Source organism: Clostridium folliculivorans (assembly GCF_024341905.1).
GTDB classification, from domain to species: Bacteria; Bacillota; Clostridia; order Clostridiales; family Clostridiaceae; genus Clostridium_AR; species Clostridium_AR folliculivorans.
In genome coordinates, this window is the sequence record NZ_BQXY01000005.1 from 31,186 (window position 1) to 47,502 (window position 16,317).

Below are 16,317 nucleotides of genomic sequence, written 5' to 3' on the forward strand. Positions count from 1 at the left end.
ATATATAATATAGTTATAAATACCTGTTAGGGGTATATAATTAGGAGGAACTTTTATGGTTAAGCATGTGGAAGAAAAGGATTTTAATGAAGTTGTATTAGAAAACAAACAATTAGTATTAGTAGATTTTTGGGCTACTTGGTGCGGTCCGTGCAAGATGATTGCTCCGATTTTAGAACAACTTTCTGAAGAAATGACAGATGTTACATTTGTTAAAGTAGATGTAGACAACAACCCTGGATTAGCTGATAAGTATGATATATCAAGTATACCAACAATAATTCTGTTCAAGGATGGAAATCAAGTAGATAAAATTACTGGATTTAGACCTAAAAATGACTTTGTAAATATGATCAATAGAAATTTATAATAAAGGGTTAAATTACAAAAGATTAATATATGCTTGTTCAAAAATCCTGTTTTTTAAGGATTCTTGTGGCAGCCATTAGTTAATTGTTTAGGCCATAGTGATGTAGAAGCTTTCAAGGGAGAGTTAAGTATGGATAGATATGATATTGCCGTTATAGGAACAGGTGCAGCAGGACTTTCGGCTGTAATAAATGCAAAAATAAGAAATAAAAATGTAATAATCTTTGGAACTAAAGAACTTAGCTCAAAGTTATCTAAAGCTCCAAAAATAAATAATTATTTAGGATTTTACGATTTAACAGGAAATGAATTAAAGGCAAACTTTCAAAAGCATATAGAAGAAATGGAAATTAGCATTACAGAAGAAAAAGTAAATAATATTTATGCAATGGGAGAGTATTTTGCTTTAATGGTAAATGAAAAGATGTATGAAGCAAAATCAATAATACTAGCTACCGGTGTTGAATATACAAAACCTATATCCGGGGAAGAAAGATTATTAGGTAAGGGTGTAGGCTATTGTGCTACATGTGATGCACCACTTTATAAAGGTAAGATAGTCTGTATAATCGGATATAATAAAGAGGCTGAGGAAGAAGCTAATTATGTTAGTGAACTTGCAGCTAAGGTATATTATATACCTATGTACAAAGGAGCATATGATCTTAAAGAAAATATAGAAATGTTAAATAAGAAGCCTTTAGAAATAGTTGGTAATAAAAAAGTAGAAAAGATACTATTTGATCAAGGTGAATTGATTACTGATGGGGTATTTGTTCTTAAAGATAGTATTTCACCATCACAACTTGTACCAGGATTAGATGTATCTGAAAATCACATAATGGTAAACAGATTAATGCAAACAAATATAGATGGTTGTTTTGCAGCTGGTGATTGTGTTGGAAAGCCATACCAATACATTAAAGCAGCAGGAGAAGGTCAAGTTGCAGCTCTGAGTGCAGTAGCATATCTTGATTCAAAAAAATAAGAGATGATATCATCTCTTATTTTTTTGTTTGAAAAAATACATGTTTTCCAATAGTTTTCATATTCTTTTTATCGATTTGTTTCATCCAACTACAAGTTGCTGTTTGAGGGTTGTAAAAAAATAATGCATTACTAGTAGGGTCTTTGCCTTTAATTGCATCCATAACAGCATCACGACATTCGTTGTCAGGAGTTACAGAAATTTTTCCATCTCTCACACATGAAAAGGCGTTTTTTTGTTTTATAACACCTTCAATTGAGTTTGGGAAGCTAGGGTTTGTAACTCTATTGAGTATAACAGATGCAACTGCCACTTTTCCTTCGTATGGTTCCCCGTGACTTTCAGCAAATACTACCTGAGACATCAGATAAATATCATCATCTGTCAAATACAAGTGATGATTTTGATAGTTGAAAACTTCTACTACTGAGTCCTTTTCATGGTATAATTCGCTAGATTCATTTGATATTCCTCTTCCATAAAACTTTATATTATTTTCTTTTATATCCTTACTCATAATAATCTTAGGGCCATCGTTTATAGGAGAATAATTTATTAATTCATTTGCAAATACACTAACGCTGTCAAAGGTTAAAAAGATAAAAAGGAAGAAAATACAGCATTTAAGTTTACTCATAAAAAACCTCCTTTGGTTTTTACCCTCTCAGCATATTGTATCCAAAGGCATATTTTTCATACATACTTAATTTTTAGATTTATAATTATCATAACTTTTATTAAATTTTTCATATGATGAGTTCATATCATCATATTTTGAAAAAGCATCCTTAAGTTTTTCTGCCTGATTGTCCTGTGATTTTAGTGCATCAGATAAAGCGGAAATATAAGTATCATATGACTTTAACGTTTCCTCAAAATCTGAAAAACATTCAACCCCATCAGAAGGAACTGAAATTTCATATAATGAAGTTTTTAATTTTTCTAACTGGATAAGTTTGTTTTCGACATCGCTTTGTATGCCTGAAAGAGAGCGCTTTTCATCCTGTGCTCTATTTACTGCAGCACTTAGGTCTTCTTTTAAAGGATAAAAATTTTTAATACAGTCATCAAATGCGATTAAAAAGTCGTTTTTTTGGCTAGTCTTTATATCAGAGTCTCTATTTAATTTTACTAATTGATTGACATAACTAGATATACTAGAAAAAAAGTTCGAGAAGCTTGAATTTAGATTTACGCTCACTCCGCTACTTTTACATAGCTTGTAATATTTAATGCAATCTTCTTCATATTTAGTTAAGTTTTGAAGAGAGGCTTGCATATCTTTTGAAGAAGGATTTTTCATTATATTTAAGGTTTGTTCATAGAGTTTCATGTTATTATTTAATCCCAAGGATAAATTATCATATGTAGTCTTATACTTTGCTGATGGTTTTATTTGCTCAAGTTTATTTTTTTCTTTTAATAGCTTGGACAAATTATCTGTAAGAGTACTTATAGCCAGTTCAGTATCCATTGATGAAGAAACAATTGGTTTTTTTAAGTTTTCGTTTATACTCACAATAGTAGAACTTATATCTATTAATTGCCTGCGTTCAGGATAAAGAATATTATTAATAAAAAAATAAACTGATATAGCAATTACTAAAATTGCTCCAGCAGAAATAATTATATGTTTATTGTATTTTTTTAGTATTTCAATCATTTAAGGTACCTCCTCATTTTTTCATATGAATATGTTTTTGAAATACAAATCTATTGGTTAATGCTAGAATTTAATCTTTAGTTTAGTTATATTCTAAAAAATTCTAAATATTACTATTGTGAAAATAGTAAAAAATACAAATTTTATTACGATTGTATATATATGAGGGGTATAATTGGTGTATAATTTTAATAGATTAGGATATTAGGGGTGACAGAAGTGCAAGAAGTTTTTAGTATGATAATTAATACAATAAAAAATATATCAATATGGTCCGTTTTGGATATCCTAGTAGTTTCTTATATTTTCTTTAAAGGATATATGTTGATAAAGGAAACAAGAGCAGAACAATTATTGAAGGGTATTGCATTAATAGTTGCATTACTACCAATAAGTTACCTTTTAAGGTTGGATATGCTTTATTTCATTTTAAGCAAAACTATAACAATTGGTGTTTTGACGATTATAATCATATTCCAACCAGAGATAAGAAGAGCTCTAGAACATATCGGAAGAAGTGCCTTTGATGACTTGCATGTAATGCAGGATGATGAGGCGTTAGAAGAAGTTATAACTGAGCTTGTTAATGCTGTTGAAAATTTAGCTGATACAGCAACAGGAGCGCTCATTGCTATAGAACAGAGTACAGGACTTGGAGAAGTTATAAGTAATGGTACTGAATTAGATGCAAAAGTTTCTTCAGCTCTCCTTGAAAATATTTTTGTAGTTAACACCCCCTTGCATGATGGAGCTACGATAATTAGAAATGACAGGATTGTAGCTGCTGGTTGTGTATTACCTTTAAGTAATAATACAACTATAAATAAAAAACTTGGTACTAGGCATAGGGCTGGTATAGGTCTTTCAGAAACTTCAGATGCACTTATAATAATAGTTTCAGAGGAAACAGGAACTATATCCCTAGCAGTAAATGGAAGGCTTACTAGGAACTATGATAAGGATAAATTAAAAAGTATATTAATACGTATTATGATAAACAGGAGAGAAAAGAGGGTAAAGACTTTAGGAGAGAAGGTGAAGGTATGGATAACAAGGATAAAAAGGCAGAAATAGTTATAAGGATAGTATGCCTAATTCTTTCCTTTGGGCTATGGCTTTATATTTCCAACGTGCAAAACCCTACTAGAGAGTATAAGTTAGAGAAGGTACCTGTGGAACTTCTTAATGCAGATGCACTAAAGGAGGCTAAATTAGCTCTATCACCTCATCAAGATTTTTATGTAACTTTAAATCTAGAAGGCCCTAGTAGTGAAGTGTACAAAGTTACAACATCTCAATTTAAAGTTAGTGTTGATCTTTCATCTTACGCACTAAAAAAAGGTGAAAATAGAATAAGAGTTGATATTGTCAATTACCCATCTAATATTAATATAAAAAATAATAGCTTTTTGTTAGTTACCATCAAAGTGGATGATTATGTAGAAAAGAGCATACCAATAAAATCTGATATAAAGGTTACTACTAAAAATGGGACTTATGCAGACACACCAGTTATAAAACCTACTAATGCCGTGATAGCTGGACCTGGAGAATATGTAAATAGTGTGAAAAGCTTAGTTGTAAGTAGCGAATTAAAAAATATTGAACAGGATACTACACTAAACTTACCTATAAAAGCAATAAATGATTCAGGTAAAGATGTAGATGAGATAAAGGTGACGCCTACAAATGCTGAAGTTTCCATAACTGTAAAGAAGGGAAAGGTTGTACCGATCAATGTCATTACAAAGGGAAACTTACCTGCTGGATTTGTTATGAAAGATTTTGGCTCTACAACTGAAAAGGTTGAACTTGTTGGTGACGACACAGTATTGAGTGGAATTAACAGCATAGATACAGAAGCTATCGATTTGTCTTCAATAAATGATTCTAAAGAAGTAAGCGCTAATTTGAAGATACCTCAAAATGTAAGGGTAGCTGATAACATTAGCAAGGTTAAGGTAAAGTTTGATTTAAACAAATATACAACAAAGGATATAGAAGTACCTATTTCTTCAAAAAATATACCGGATGGTTTGCAATCAACTATAGATCCCCAAAAGATAACTGTTAGAATTAGCGGCTTGGAAGATGATGTGAATTCATTCAAGTCAGATAGTATTAAGGCAGAAGTAGATTTATCCGGAGCTAAAGAAGGGGACAATACTATTCCAATTGTTATTAGTAATAGTAATGATAAGCTAAAGCTAGTATCTCAAAGTAGTGATAAGGTTAAAGCCGTACTTACTAAGAAACAGTAATGAATGTTTTTTATCTTAATATAAATATGGTTTTAGAGATAATAAGGAAGCGTTGGTACGTTAAAAAAGCTCGCTGAAGAAGGTCACTTCAGCGACTTTTTTATATCTATAAAACACCAGTTGATATTGTTCTAATCCTTTGTTAAAATTAATAGTCAAAGACCTTATGTTAATGGAGGTAAGATATATGCCTATAAGGATAAATAATATAATACTTGATATAGATGAAGACATCTCATTGCTTAAAAATAAAATAGCAAAAAAAATAAAGATTTCTAAAGACGAGATAGAAGATTTAAGAATAATAAAAGAATCTATTGATGCTAGAAAAAAAGACATAATAAAGTTTAATTACTGTGTTGACTTTCAACATAAAAATGAGAAGTCCATATTAAATAGAATAAATGATAAAGATGTTAAGTTTGAGGAATATACTTCTGTAGAGGATATAGTATATGGAAATAAGTCTATGAAAAGTAGACCAGTGGTTATTGGAATGGGGCCTGCAGGCTTATTTGCTGCACTTCTTTTAGCTAAGAATGGTTACAAACCATTAGTTTTTGAAAGAGGGGAGGCTGTGGATAAAAGAACGGAAACTGTTGAAAGATTTTGGGCTACTGGAGAACTTAATACAGAATCAAATGTACAGTTTGGAGAAGGTGGAGCAGGTGCATTTTCTGATGGTAAACTGACTACAAGAATTAAGGATAGAAGATGTGATTTTGTAATTGATGAGTTAATAAAAGCAGGTGCACCACAAGAAATAGCTTATATGGGTAAACCTCATGTAGGAACGGATATATTAAAAGTAGTTGTAAGAAATATAAGAGAACAAATAAAAGCTCTTGGTGGTGAAATTCATTTTTCATCAAAACTTGAAAATATAATTCAAAAAGAAGGTAAGGTAAGAGCTATTATAGTTAATGGTAATGAAGTGCCTTGTGAAAATATAATAATGGCAATTGGACATAGTTCAAGAGATACATATGAGATGCTTAATACTTTAGGGGTTGCAATGGCGCAAAAACCTTTTGCAATAGGGGTAAGAATAGAGCATCCTCAATCATTGATAGATTTAAATCAATATGGAAAGTATACAGGACATCCAAGATTAAGAGCAGCAGATTATAGACTTACACATTCAAGTGAAAAGATTGATAGATCTGTCTATTCTTTCTGTATGTGCCCAGGTGGTGAGGTCGTAGCAGCGGCATCTGAGGAAAAAAGGTTGGTAGTAAATGGAATGAGTTATCATGCAAGAGATAAAGAAAATGCTAACTCAGCGATAGTGGTAACAGTTGGCCCAAAGGATTTTGAAGATAATTCGCCACTAGCAGGTATGAAGTTTCAGAGGCATTATGAGGAATTAGCTTATAAAATTGGTGGGGGAAATTATATTGCTCCAGTGCAACTTGTAGGAGATTTCTTAAATGACAGGATAAGCACCAAAATTGGAACTGTTACTCCTTCATATAAGCCAGGCTATGAATTTGTTCAGCTTAAGGAATGTTTGCCTATATATGTTACAGAAGCTCTCAAGGATGGGCTTGTAAATTTCGATAAAAAAATTAAAGGTTTTGCTGACAGTAGCGCTGTTATGACCGGAATAGAAACAAGAACCTCCGCTCCAGTTAGAATAGAGAGAACTGAAAATTTACAAAGCGTATCAATTGAAGGTTTATATCCAGCAGGAGAAGGTGCTGGGTTTGCTGGAGGGATAGTATCAGCTGCAGTAGATGGATTAAAGGTAGCTGAAAGTATAATGAAAGAATTCGGTCCATTTAATATATAGTTACGTTAAATATTATAATGAAATTAAGGTGCCGCTACATCCGATACTTTAATGAACTTCGCAAATAATCAATATGATGTATTCCGATGAAAAATCTAAAACTGTATAATTCACTTCGCTCGGACAATATAGTTTTTTAACGAGGTTTCATCTCCGTAAATCATTTAATTCTAGTAGCTTGGTCATATAGTATTTTAGGAGTAACACCTTAATTTGAAGAAATATATTGAGTGTACATTAATAATAGATAAAGTGGGGGAATAATTATGATACAACAACCTAAATATGCAACTCTTCAAAAAGTGAGAAATGACATCAGGACCTATGGAATCACACCTAGAATTCCTGGAGGATTTATAAAACCAGAAGATCTTGTTAAGTTTGCTGAAGTGGCTAAAAAATATAATGGTGCAATAAAGATAACCTCAGGTCAAAGAATAGCTATACTTGGGATAAAAGCAGAGGATGTTGAAAAGGCTTGGCAAGAGCTGGGCATGGAACCGGGGGTAGTATCTGCTTACTCAGTAAAAAATGTTGAGCTTTGTCCAGCGTCTTTTTGTAAGAGAGCTAAGCAGAATTCGCTAAAGCTTGGAATGAAAATAGAAAAGAGATTTTATGCGGCAGCAGCGCCGAATAGAACTAAAATCGCTGTTGTAGGTTGCAGAAATTCTTGTACTAGTGCATATTCGAAAGATATTGCTGTTGTTGGAGATAAAGAAGGATATATTGTTACCGCGGGGGGGAGTTCTGGGTTTTACCCTAAATTACCGCATATAATAGCAGAAAAACTTTCAGATGATGAAGCTTATAATATGGTAGAAGCTATATATGAGTTCTATAATAAAGAAGCTGAATTCGGTGAAAAATTAGGTGATTTTATTGAGAGGATATCAATAGAAAGCTTTAAAAACGGCGTTGAACAAATATATAATAAATAAAAAAACAAAAAAATTTCTATAAATTTTCAGAAAACTTCTATTTTAGAAGTTTTTTTTGTTAAAATGTTGATAAAGGATATTTCTGATAGATATATAACCATATTTAAAGGTTTTAAATATGAAGTAACTATTCATATAAGAATATCTGGTTCATTTTGTTGCATATACACTCAATTTCAGTGATTATGACAAAATATTAATTTTATATAATATTTATTTATATACAGTTTAAAAGTGATATAATTACTTTATGTTTAAAGATTTCAAACGTAAATTTAGTTTATTTTTAACTAGTATATAATTTTTATAAACTAATTTGTTATAAAATTAACAAAAAGTACAGTTTTTTAGCTTATGTGATAGCGTTAAATTGCATAAGCTTATCAAGTATAACAGCTATTATGCTAAACAAAAAAATAAGAAGAGGTGCAGGAATAAATGAGTAAAAATTTTGATGAATTACTATCAAAGCTAAAAGAAGTAACAAAGAAAAAGGTATCTGTAGCAGTAGCACAAGATGAACCTGTTCTTGAAGCAATTAAAGCAGCAAAAGAAAGAGGGATAGCTGATGCCATATTAGTTGGAGATCAAGCTAAAATAAGAGAACTTGCAGATAAAATAGGTATGGACCTAAAGGAATACGATCTTATTAATGAACCAGATCCTAAGAAGGCAGCTCTTTATGCGGTTGAATTAGTAGCAAAGGGAAAAGCTGATATGGTTATGAAAGGCTTAGTTGATACTGCTACTTTCTTAAGAAGTGTACTTAATAAAGAAGTTGGATTAAGAACTGGTAAGCTTATGTCTCACGTAGCTGTATTTGAGATTGAAGGAATAGACAGATTAATATATCTTACTGATGCGGCTTTCAATACATATCCAGACTTTAAAGCTAAGATAGATATATTAAATAATTCAGTTAAAGTTGCTCATGCATGTGGATTAGATCTACCAAAGGTTGCACCAATTTGCGCAGTAGAGGTTGTAAATCCAGATATGGCTGCTACAGTAGATGCAGCATTACTTTCAAAGATGAATGACAGAGGACAAATAAAGGGTTGTATAGTAGATGGACCTCTTGCTTTCGATAATGCATTATCAGAAGAAGCTGCACATCATAAGAATGTAACTGGACCTGTTGCAGGAAAAGCGGATATATTCTTATTACCTAATATAGAGACTGCAAATGTTATGTACAAATGTTTAACTATGACATCAAAGTCTAGAAATGGTGGTATACTAGTTGGAACTTCAGCTCCAGTTATACTAACTTCAAGAGCAGATAGTTTCGAAACAAAAGTAAACTCAATTGCTTTAGCAGCATTAGTAGCTAACACTAAATAATATTATTTAAAATATTATCTATAGTTTAATTATACTTATTTCCAAATGATATTCTTCAAGGAGGAAAAATAATGGCTTATAAAATTTTAATAATTAACCCAGGTTCAACTTCCACAAAGATAGGTGTTTATGAAGATGAAAAGGAATTAATAGTAGAAACACTTAGACATTCATCTGAAGAAATAAATGCTTATGCTACAATCTATGATCAATTCCAATTTAGAAAAGACGTAATCTTAAGCATATTAAAGGAAAAGAATTTTGATGTAAATACTTTAGATGCTGTAGTAGGCAGAGGTGGAATGCTAAAGCCTATCGCTGGTGGAACTTATGCAGTTAATGAAGTTATGCTTGAAGATTTAAAAAATGGTGCTCAAGGGCAACATGCTTCAAATCTTGGAGGAATAATAGCTAATGAAATAGCGAGTGAAATAGGAAAACCTGCATTCATAGTAGATCCAGTTGTTGTTGACGAATTACAAGATGTTGCAAGACTTTCAGGAGTTCCAGAACTTCCTAGAAAAAGTATATTCCATGCCTTAAATCAAAAGGCAGTTGCTAAGAGATACGCAAAAGAGAACGGTAAAGCATATGAGGATGTTAATTTAGTAGTTGTTCATATGGGTGGAGGAGTTTCAGTAGGAGCTCATAAAAATGGTAAGATTATTGATGTAAATAATGCATTAGATGGAGAAGGTGCATTTTCACCTGAAAGATCAGGATCAGCACCATCAGGTGACTTAATAAAAATGTGTTTTAGCGGCAAGTACTCACAAGATGAAATCTATAAAAAGATTGTTGGTAAAGGCGGGTTCGTAGCTTACCTAAATACAAATGATGCAAGAGACGTAGTAAAGTTAGCTGACGAAGGAAACAGTGAAGCAAAATTAGTATTTGAAGCATTCATGTACCAAGTTTCAAAAGCTATTGGTGAATATGCTGTTGTACTTAAAGGTAAGGTAGATGCTATAATACTTACAGGTGGAATAGCTTACGGAAAAACAGTTACAGATACAATAACAAGCAATGTAGATTGGATAGCTCCTGTTGTAATTTACCCAGGAGAAGATGAACTTCTTGCACTGGCTCAAGGAACAATAAGAGTACTAAATGGAGAAGAAGTTGCAAAAGAATATAAATAATATTTATAAATAGAGATTTTTATAAGCGCTATAGAGTTCTAGATAAATTAGAATTTTATAGTGCTTTTTACTGCTAATGAAATTATAAGATTTTTATGTACTTTAAACCTAGATATTTCAATTATTTTGTTAGTTTTTATATACATATTTTTAGAAATTTATGGTATTATAGTTCTAATTAGATAAATTAACTATTTTATCATTAGAAAAGTTATTTATATATGTAGAGATATATTTATATAGATATTAGTAAATTAAATCAATGTGTTTAGAACCGTTAATATTAAATACTTTGGAAGTATTATATAGATACTGTATATGTAATTATTATTAAATGACAATCTATTCACTGCTTGATATATTAATCAAAAAATAAATAAGCAGTAAGGAGGGAAAGAATGAGAACTTCACTAAATATAACAAATAAGCTTACGAAATTAGCTGAAATGTCAGGAGATTCAGTTTTTCAAGTGTTAGAGTTTGATGAATTAAATGGAGGCAATGATATCGATTCAGCTATAAAGTTTAAATTTATGAAGGATGCAGGAATAAAGCTTAAGCAGATTAGAATAATACTTGAAGATAGTGCTGTCAAGCTTGAATCAGGAGCGCTAAGTTATCTTAAGGGAGATATTGAACTTCAAAATAAAGTTGGAGGCGTTTTAGGTTTTGGTAAAAAGCTTATTAATAGTAAGCTTACTGGAGAAACTGTATTTAAGCCTAGATATGAAGGAACTGGAGAAATATTTTTAGAACCTTCATTTGGACATTATGCTTTGTTAGAATTGGAAGACGAAGAAGTAATTGTGGATGATGGAGTATTTTATGCTTGTGAAGATAGTATAGAAATAGGCGCGGCTATGCAAAAGTCTATATCTTCAATGATATTAGGTAATGAAGGTTTGTTTCAAACAAAAATAAGTGGTAGCGGGATTGTAGTTCTTGAAATACCAGTTCCCGAAAATGAAATATTCAAGTGCAGGCTTTCAAATGATACTTTGAAGGTTGATGGTAACTTTGCTATATTAAGAACAGGGGGAATTGAGTTTACAGTGGAAAAATCCTCAAAGTCAATTATTGGCTCAGCCACTAGCGGAGAAGGTTTTCTTAATGTTTATAAAGGGACTGGTGAGGTATGGTTAGTACCTACAAAAGTTATTTACGATAGATTAGGTGCAATTGGATTAAATAATATGACCAATCCTTCAGGTAGCTATGATAATGAACAATAGGAAACTTAATTAATGAAAAATATATAATTTATAATTTAAGCTTTAACCTTAATAACAAGATGTAATGATTTCAAGTTTTGTGATAAAATAAAACTATTGATGTTATCTTGATAAATAATGAGAATGAGTGTAGATTTAAAGTTTTAGCTGATTTTGTAAAATTGAGGAGGTGAGCGGAATGGATCTTATGACTACAGTTGTTGTTGTTTTCCTTGCTGCGTTTGCAATTGTTGGAGTTTATGTTACTGTAAAAAGTGAGCAATTTAAGCATGAAGAAATGAAGAATAATAATAAATAAATATACATAAATGCAGGATTTATCCTGCATTTTTATATTTTATTTGTCATATATGGATGTAGGATTCCATTACGAAGTGGTACATCCATAACCGTATAAAAAGGCTTCAAGAGGAGGATTTATAATGCCATTTATTGATTCAAAAGTAACTGTAAAGTTAACAGAAGAGAAAAAGGATAAAATAAAGGATGAGCTTGGGAAATTAATAGAACTGATTCCTGGAAAAAGTGAACAGTGGTTAATGGTAGGATTCCAAGATGAATACCCATTATATTTTAAAGGTGATAAATTAGAATATGGGGCTTTTATAGAGGTGAAGATATTTGGAAGTACATCTAAAGAAGCTTTAAGTAAGCTAACAAAGGCTATATGTGAGCTTTATGAAGAGGAGCTTTCAATAAGCAAAGAATCAATATATGTAAAGTATGAAGAAGTAAATAACTGGGGGTGGAATGGAGAAAACTTTTAGATTAAGGTTTTAATTTGAAAATAAACTAATCAACATCTTAAAGTTTTCTCATACTATGAGATGCATATACGCAAAAAAACTGAAGAAAAGAACTTCAGTTTTTTTTATATATTACAAATCTGCTAGGGCAAATTTTTTCTCAACAAATTTAAAACCTGTAGTAAAGAATGTTGTCATTATAAGATACATTACTGATGCCATAAAAAATATCTCTAAAGGTCTAAAAGATACATTAGCCATATGTTGAGCATTGTTCATCAAGTCTGTCATAGCTATAGTTGATACTAAAGCTGTATCTTTAAGTAATGCTATAAATTCATTTGCAACAGCTGGAAGCATACGACCTAAACTTTGTGGAAGTATTATATAAAATACTGTTTGTATGAAGTTAAGTCCTTCTGTTTGAGCTGCTTCCCATTGGTTTTTATTTACTGATAACATAGCTCCTCTTATAGCTTCAGCTACATATGCAGATATATTTATACTTAGTCCTAATATAGCAGCTTCAAATGAAGTGAGTGTTATATTTACTTCTGGAAGTCCAAAATAGATTATGAAAAGTAGAATCATTAAGGGAATTCCTCTAAAGAACCAAGTATAGAATGTTCCTATTGACTTTAGTATTTTATTTTTTGAAAGCTTCATTAAAACAACTATGAAAGCTAATAATAATCCACATAAAATTGATATAACTGTAAGTTCTATTGTTCTTAAACAACCTTCCAATAATATGGGAAGATATGTTGAAATGATTTCGACTTTCATAAAAAACAACCTTTCTGTAAATGATATAAATTATTTTGAAGATGTAATGTCTTCACCAAACCAAGTTTTTGATATCTTTGCAAGAGTTCCGTCTTCTTGCATTTCTTTTATTACTTTATCAAAAGTAGTCTTAAGATCTTTATCTTCTTGTCTAAGTCCTATAGCTATAGGTTCTGTAGCAACTGATTTATCTAAAACTTTGTAAGTGTCAGCTTTTTCTTTTATATAATATCTTGCAACTAATTCATCTACCACAACTGCATCTATACGACCTATTTGCAAGTCTTGAAGTGCAGCAATGTTTTCATCATATAATTTTGTATCTTTAAAAGTAGACTTTGTATCTTTTATAGCATCTTCGCTTGTGCTACCTTTTTGAACTCCAACTGTTTTACCTTTAAGGTCATCTGGTGAAGTTATAGAAGTGTTATCCTTCTTTACTACAACTACTTGTCTTTCATTTAGGTATGGAGTTGAAAATGCAATTTCTTTTTCTCTTTCTGGTGTTACGCTCATTGCTGAAATTATTACATCAAATTTCTTTTGCTTTAAGCCTGGTATTATACCATCCCAGTTATAAGGCATAAATTTTATTTCTTTATTTGTACGTTTTGCTATTTCTTTTGCCATATCTATGTCGAAACCTTGAAGTTCACCTTTGCTGTTTTTAAAGCCCATTGGTGGAAAAGAATCGTCTAACCCAACTACTATAGTGTTTGCAGCATTAGAATCAGTAGAATCCTTTTTAGTTTGTCCGCAACTTATTAATGATAATGAAATAGCTGTAATAGCTACAACTGATAATAATCTCTTAACAATTTTATTCATAATTAACATCCTCCTGAGTAACTGATAATTATATTATACTTTATTGTGTTAAAGTTGTAAAGTGATAAATAAATAAAAATATAACCAATTGCTAAAAGATATGGTAAAGTTCAATATAAGGTGTTAAAATACTGATGTGAGGTGATTACATGAGCAATTATGAATCAAAGCTAAAAAATGAGGATATGGACTATTTTTTCGAAGCTATATTAAGTTTAGAAAATATAGAAGAATGCTATAGATTTTTTGAAGATGTAGCTACAATAAATGAAATAAAGGCTTTAGTACAGAGACTACAAGTAGCGGCTATGCTTAAGGAAAAGAAAACATATACTGAAATAGCTAGTGATACTGGAGCTAGTACTGCTACTATAAGTAGAGTTAATAGATGTTTGAATTATGGTAGTGACGGATATAATACAGTATTAGAAAGATTAAATAAGAACAATAAGTAATAAAACAATGTTTTACTTATAATTACATATACCTACATTCACTTTCAGCTTTCGGTAATTTATATTATATTTATCAAATGTGGATACAAGTGATGTAGTTCTGTAGGTTTGTTAAAAGCCGCCATCAATATAAGGATGGTGGCTTTTAATATTTTTTATTGTAGAGGAAGGTATAAAATTTTCAAGCTACATTACCTTAGAAATTTAAATAGTTTTAAAAGTTTATTAGAGCTATACAGTAAAAAACAAAACTTATTCGTCTGCCAAACTTTCCTTATATGCATCCAGAAAGGCAGATACGCAAGAAAATCACTTTGGTAATTTTTTTAAAATAAGTATTGATAACGTAACAATGTTTTGTTATACTATATCCAAGGAGGAATGAAAATGGAAGAAAATTTGATATCAAAAAAAGAATTATTAGAACTTACTGGCATATCTTATGGCCAGTTATATAGATGGAAAAGGAAGAATTTAATACCTGAGGAGTGGTTTATAAAGAAATCTTCATTTACAGGACAAGAGACCTATTTTCCAAGGGATAAAATATTAGATAGGATAAATAGAATTGTTGAAATGAAAGATGACGTTTCTTTAGATGATTTAGCTGAAAGGTTTCAAGGCAGCTCTATATCCTCTAAATTTTATGTAGAAGATATAGTGAAAAGAAACATTGTTACGCAACATGTTCTAGATATGTACAAAAATAGTTTCATGTTGAAAGATGAGTTAAGTTCAGATGATATAGTCTTTTTAGCATTATATAAATACTTGTTGGAACAAGGAAACTTGAATCTAGATGAAATTAATTTTACAATAAAAGGATTAATAGAAAATTATAGTAATATAAAGGATAAGGATTATGAACTTGTATTTGTACGAAAGATGGGTGTTGGAATAGGAATATTAGCAGATTCAGCAAATATTATATTAGGTGATGGTAAGGTCTTAGAGAGAGTTAACTTAAGTAGTTTCTCAGAAAAAATAATTACTAATTTAGCATAGGAGGTTAGGGGTATGATGAATGATAGATATTATGAGGATAGAGGAGATTTAGAAATCTCAGGAGCTGGAAGGTCTGGTGGTGGCAGATTTAATAGAGTAGAGGTTAGTGGAGCAGCAAAGATTAATGGAGATATAGATTGTGTTGAATTTGAGGCAGCTGGTGCAGCAAAGTTTGAAGGAAATGTAAAGGCTGTAACCTATAATGTTAGTGGCGCTACTAAATGTACAGGAAATGTGGATGCCGAAGCTTGCAACATAAGTGGAGCTGGGAAGATAGGTGGAAATTTAAATAGTAAGAGAAGCAACATACAAGGAAGTTTAAAAATATGTGGAAATCTTACTGGTGAAACTATTGATATACAGGGAGCTACAAGTATAGTTGGAGATTGTGAAGCAGAAGATTTTAAATGTACTGGAGCATTTAAGATTGGGGGGCTTCTTAATAGTGAAAACATATCAGTTGAAATTGGTGGTAAGTGTGAAGTTTCTGAAATTGGCGGAAGAACTATAAAGGTAAAGATTGGAATTTGGAGCGTAGGAATTCTGTCTAAAATAACTAAAGCTATATTTAATTATGCTCTTGATGAACTTGATTGTAACGTTATTGAAGGAGACGATATTTATTTAGAGTCAACTACAGCCAGAATTGTAAGAGGTAGTGATGTTGTTATAGGAAAAAAATGTACCATTCAAAGAGTTGAATATCATAATACTATAGCTATTGATCCAAGTAGCAAAGTTATAGAGCAGGTTCAATTGTAGAAAGGG

The 16,317-nt window shown here is 31.1% G+C and carries 17 protein-coding genes; 13 read left to right on the plus strand and 4 right to left on the minus strand.

What is annotated here, in order from left to right:
• Positions 1-55 precede the first annotated feature (55 nt).
• Positions 56-370, plus strand: coding sequence for a thioredoxin (gene trxA, locus OCU55_RS14965; RefSeq protein WP_261853104.1), 315 nt, complete (start codon positions 56-58; stop codon positions 368-370).
• A 129-nt stretch (positions 371-499) separates the two neighbouring features.
• Positions 500-1,357 (plus strand): NAD(P)/FAD-dependent oxidoreductase, encoded by an 858-nt coding sequence (locus tag OCU55_RS14970; RefSeq protein WP_261853105.1) that lies wholly within the window; start codon positions 500-502, stop codon positions 1,355-1,357.
• A 16-nt stretch (positions 1,358-1,373) separates the two neighbouring features.
• On the opposite strand, the gene OCU55_RS14975 is transcribed toward OCU55_RS14970, so the two are convergent.
• Together OCU55_RS14975 and OCU55_RS14980 are read right to left on the minus strand one after the other, a co-directional pair.
• Positions 1,374-1,994, minus strand: a complete 621-nt coding sequence (locus OCU55_RS14975; protein ID WP_427847059.1) for a cell wall hydrolase — start codon at positions 1,992-1,994, stop codon at positions 1,374-1,376.
• A 66-nt stretch (positions 1,995-2,060) separates the two neighbouring features.
• Positions 2,061-3,020, minus strand: coding sequence for a hypothetical protein (locus OCU55_RS14980; protein ID WP_261853106.1), 960 nt, complete (start codon positions 3,018-3,020; stop codon positions 2,061-2,063).
• A gap of 237 nt (positions 3,021-3,257) precedes the next feature.
• On the opposite strand from OCU55_RS14980, the gene cdaA reads away from it, so the two are divergent.
• The 8 genes from cdaA to OCU55_RS15020 all read left to right on the plus strand — a co-directional run bounded on the left by cdaA (position 3,258) and on the right by OCU55_RS15020 (position 12,496).
• Complete coding sequence (cdaA, locus tag OCU55_RS14985) at positions 3,258-4,094, plus strand: diadenylate cyclase CdaA (RefSeq protein WP_371874763.1); 837 nt, start codon at positions 3,258-3,260, stop codon at positions 4,092-4,094.
• Positions 4,064-5,281: a CdaR family protein gene (locus OCU55_RS14990; RefSeq protein WP_261853107.1), complete on the plus strand. Its 1,218-nt coding sequence runs from the start codon at positions 4,064-4,066 to the stop codon at positions 5,279-5,281. The genes cdaA and OCU55_RS14990 overlap by 31 nt, the downstream gene beginning before the upstream one ends.
• Before the next feature lie 187 nt (positions 5,282-5,468).
• On the plus strand, positions 5,469-7,073 hold the full coding sequence (locus OCU55_RS14995) for an NAD(P)/FAD-dependent oxidoreductase (protein WP_261853108.1): 1,605 nt from the start codon (positions 5,469-5,471) through the stop codon (positions 7,071-7,073).
• Between the two features lie 266 nt (positions 7,074-7,339).
• Entirely contained in the window at positions 7,340-8,011 is a 672-nt protein-coding gene (locus tag OCU55_RS15000) for a nitrite/sulfite reductase domain-containing protein (RefSeq protein ID WP_261853109.1), read from the plus strand.
• 438 nt (positions 8,012-8,449) lie between these two features.
• The gene (gene ptb, locus OCU55_RS15005) at positions 8,450-9,355 is read left to right on the plus strand and encodes a phosphate butyryltransferase (protein WP_261853110.1); all 906 of its coding nucleotides are present in this window, start codon (positions 8,450-8,452) and stop codon (positions 9,353-9,355) included.
• Between the two features lie 71 nt (positions 9,356-9,426).
• Entirely contained in the window at positions 9,427-10,497 is a 1,071-nt protein-coding gene (gene buk, locus OCU55_RS15010) for a butyrate kinase (RefSeq protein ID WP_261853111.1), read from the plus strand.
• 398 nt (positions 10,498-10,895) lie between these two features.
• A complete protein-coding gene (locus OCU55_RS15015; protein ID WP_261853112.1) occupies positions 10,896-11,729 on the plus strand; it encodes an AIM24 family protein in 834 nt (277 codons plus the stop codon).
• 422 nt (positions 11,730-12,151) lie between these two features.
• Positions 12,152-12,496, plus strand: coding sequence for a phenylpyruvate tautomerase MIF-related protein (locus OCU55_RS15020; RefSeq protein WP_261853113.1), 345 nt, complete (start codon positions 12,152-12,154; stop codon positions 12,494-12,496).
• A 111-nt stretch (positions 12,497-12,607) separates the two neighbouring features.
• Here OCU55_RS15020 and OCU55_RS15025 read toward each other — a convergent pair whose 3' ends face one another.
• Together OCU55_RS15025 and OCU55_RS15030 are read right to left on the minus strand one after the other, a co-directional pair.
• The gene (locus OCU55_RS15025; protein ID WP_261853114.1) at positions 12,608-13,261 is read right to left on the minus strand and encodes an amino acid ABC transporter permease; all 654 of its coding nucleotides are present in this window, start codon (positions 13,259-13,261) and stop codon (positions 12,608-12,610) included.
• A gap of 30 nt (positions 13,262-13,291) precedes the next feature.
• Positions 13,292-14,089, minus strand: coding sequence for an amino acid ABC transporter substrate-binding protein (locus tag OCU55_RS15030; RefSeq protein ID WP_261853115.1), 798 nt, complete (start codon positions 14,087-14,089; stop codon positions 13,292-13,294).
• Between the two features lie 149 nt (positions 14,090-14,238).
• Here OCU55_RS15030 and OCU55_RS15035 point away from each other — a divergent pair, with 149 nt between their 5' ends.
• The 3 genes from OCU55_RS15035 (at position 14,239) to OCU55_RS15045 (ending at position 16,311) form a co-directional block, all read left to right on the plus strand.
• The gene (locus OCU55_RS15035) at positions 14,239-14,544 is read left to right on the plus strand and encodes a YerC/YecD family TrpR-related protein (protein WP_261853116.1); all 306 of its coding nucleotides are present in this window, start codon (positions 14,239-14,241) and stop codon (positions 14,542-14,544) included.
• A gap of 387 nt (positions 14,545-14,931) precedes the next feature.
• A complete protein-coding gene (locus OCU55_RS15040) occupies positions 14,932-15,549 on the plus strand; it encodes a YhbD family protein (RefSeq protein ID WP_261853117.1) in 618 nt (205 codons plus the stop codon).
• Between the two features lie 12 nt (positions 15,550-15,561).
• Positions 15,562-16,311 (plus strand): cell shape determination protein CcmA, encoded by a 750-nt coding sequence (locus OCU55_RS15045; protein ID WP_261853118.1) that lies wholly within the window; start codon positions 15,562-15,564, stop codon positions 16,309-16,311.
• Positions 16,312-16,317: the final 6 nt, after the last annotated feature.

What these genes read in the sequence shown, in the direction of transcription:
- OCU55_RS15040 (WP_261853117.1), top strand. Translation starts at nt 14,932, where the DNA reads ATGGAAGAAAATTTGATATCAAAAAAAGAATTATTAGAACTTACTGGC.
- ptb (WP_261853110.1), top strand. Translation starts at nt 8,450, where the DNA reads ATGAGTAAAAATTTTGATGAATTACTATCAAAGCTAAAAGAAGTAACA.
- cdaA (WP_371874763.1), top strand. Translation starts at nt 3,258, where the DNA reads ATGATAATTAATACAATAAAAAATATATCAATATGGTCCGTTTTGGAT.
- OCU55_RS15020 (WP_261853113.1), top strand. Translation starts at nt 12,152, where the DNA reads ATGCCATTTATTGATTCAAAAGTAACTGTAAAGTTAACAGAAGAGAAA.
- OCU55_RS14995 (WP_261853108.1), top strand. Translation starts at nt 5,469, where the DNA reads ATGCCTATAAGGATAAATAATATAATACTTGATATAGATGAAGACATC.
- OCU55_RS15045 (WP_261853118.1), top strand. Translation starts at nt 15,562, where the DNA reads ATGATGAATGATAGATATTATGAGGATAGAGGAGATTTAGAAATCTCA.
- OCU55_RS14975 (WP_427847059.1), bottom strand. Translation starts at nt 1,994, where the DNA reads ATGAGTAAACTTAAATGCTGTATTTTCTTCCTTTTTATCTTTTTAACC.
- OCU55_RS15025 (WP_261853114.1), bottom strand. Translation starts at nt 13,261, where the DNA reads ATGAAAGTCGAAATCATTTCAACATATCTTCCCATATTATTGGAAGGT.
- OCU55_RS15015 (WP_261853112.1), top strand. Translation starts at nt 10,896, where the DNA reads ATGAGAACTTCACTAAATATAACAAATAAGCTTACGAAATTAGCTGAA.
- buk (WP_261853111.1), top strand. Translation starts at nt 9,427, where the DNA reads ATGGCTTATAAAATTTTAATAATTAACCCAGGTTCAACTTCCACAAAG.
- trxA (WP_261853104.1), top strand. Translation starts at nt 56, where the DNA reads ATGGTTAAGCATGTGGAAGAAAAGGATTTTAATGAAGTTGTATTAGAA.
- OCU55_RS14990 (WP_261853107.1), top strand. Translation starts at nt 4,064, where the DNA reads ATGGATAACAAGGATAAAAAGGCAGAAATAGTTATAAGGATAGTATGC.
- OCU55_RS14980 (WP_261853106.1), bottom strand. Translation starts at nt 3,020, where the DNA reads ATGATTGAAATACTAAAAAAATACAATAAACATATAATTATTTCTGCT.
- OCU55_RS15030 (WP_261853115.1), bottom strand. Translation starts at nt 14,089, where the DNA reads ATGAATAAAATTGTTAAGAGATTATTATCAGTTGTAGCTATTACAGCT.
- OCU55_RS14970 (WP_261853105.1), top strand. Translation starts at nt 500, where the DNA reads ATGGATAGATATGATATTGCCGTTATAGGAACAGGTGCAGCAGGACTT.
- OCU55_RS15000 (WP_261853109.1), top strand. Translation starts at nt 7,340, where the DNA reads ATGATACAACAACCTAAATATGCAACTCTTCAAAAAGTGAGAAATGAC.
- OCU55_RS15035 (WP_261853116.1), top strand. Translation starts at nt 14,239, where the DNA reads ATGAGCAATTATGAATCAAAGCTAAAAAATGAGGATATGGACTATTTT.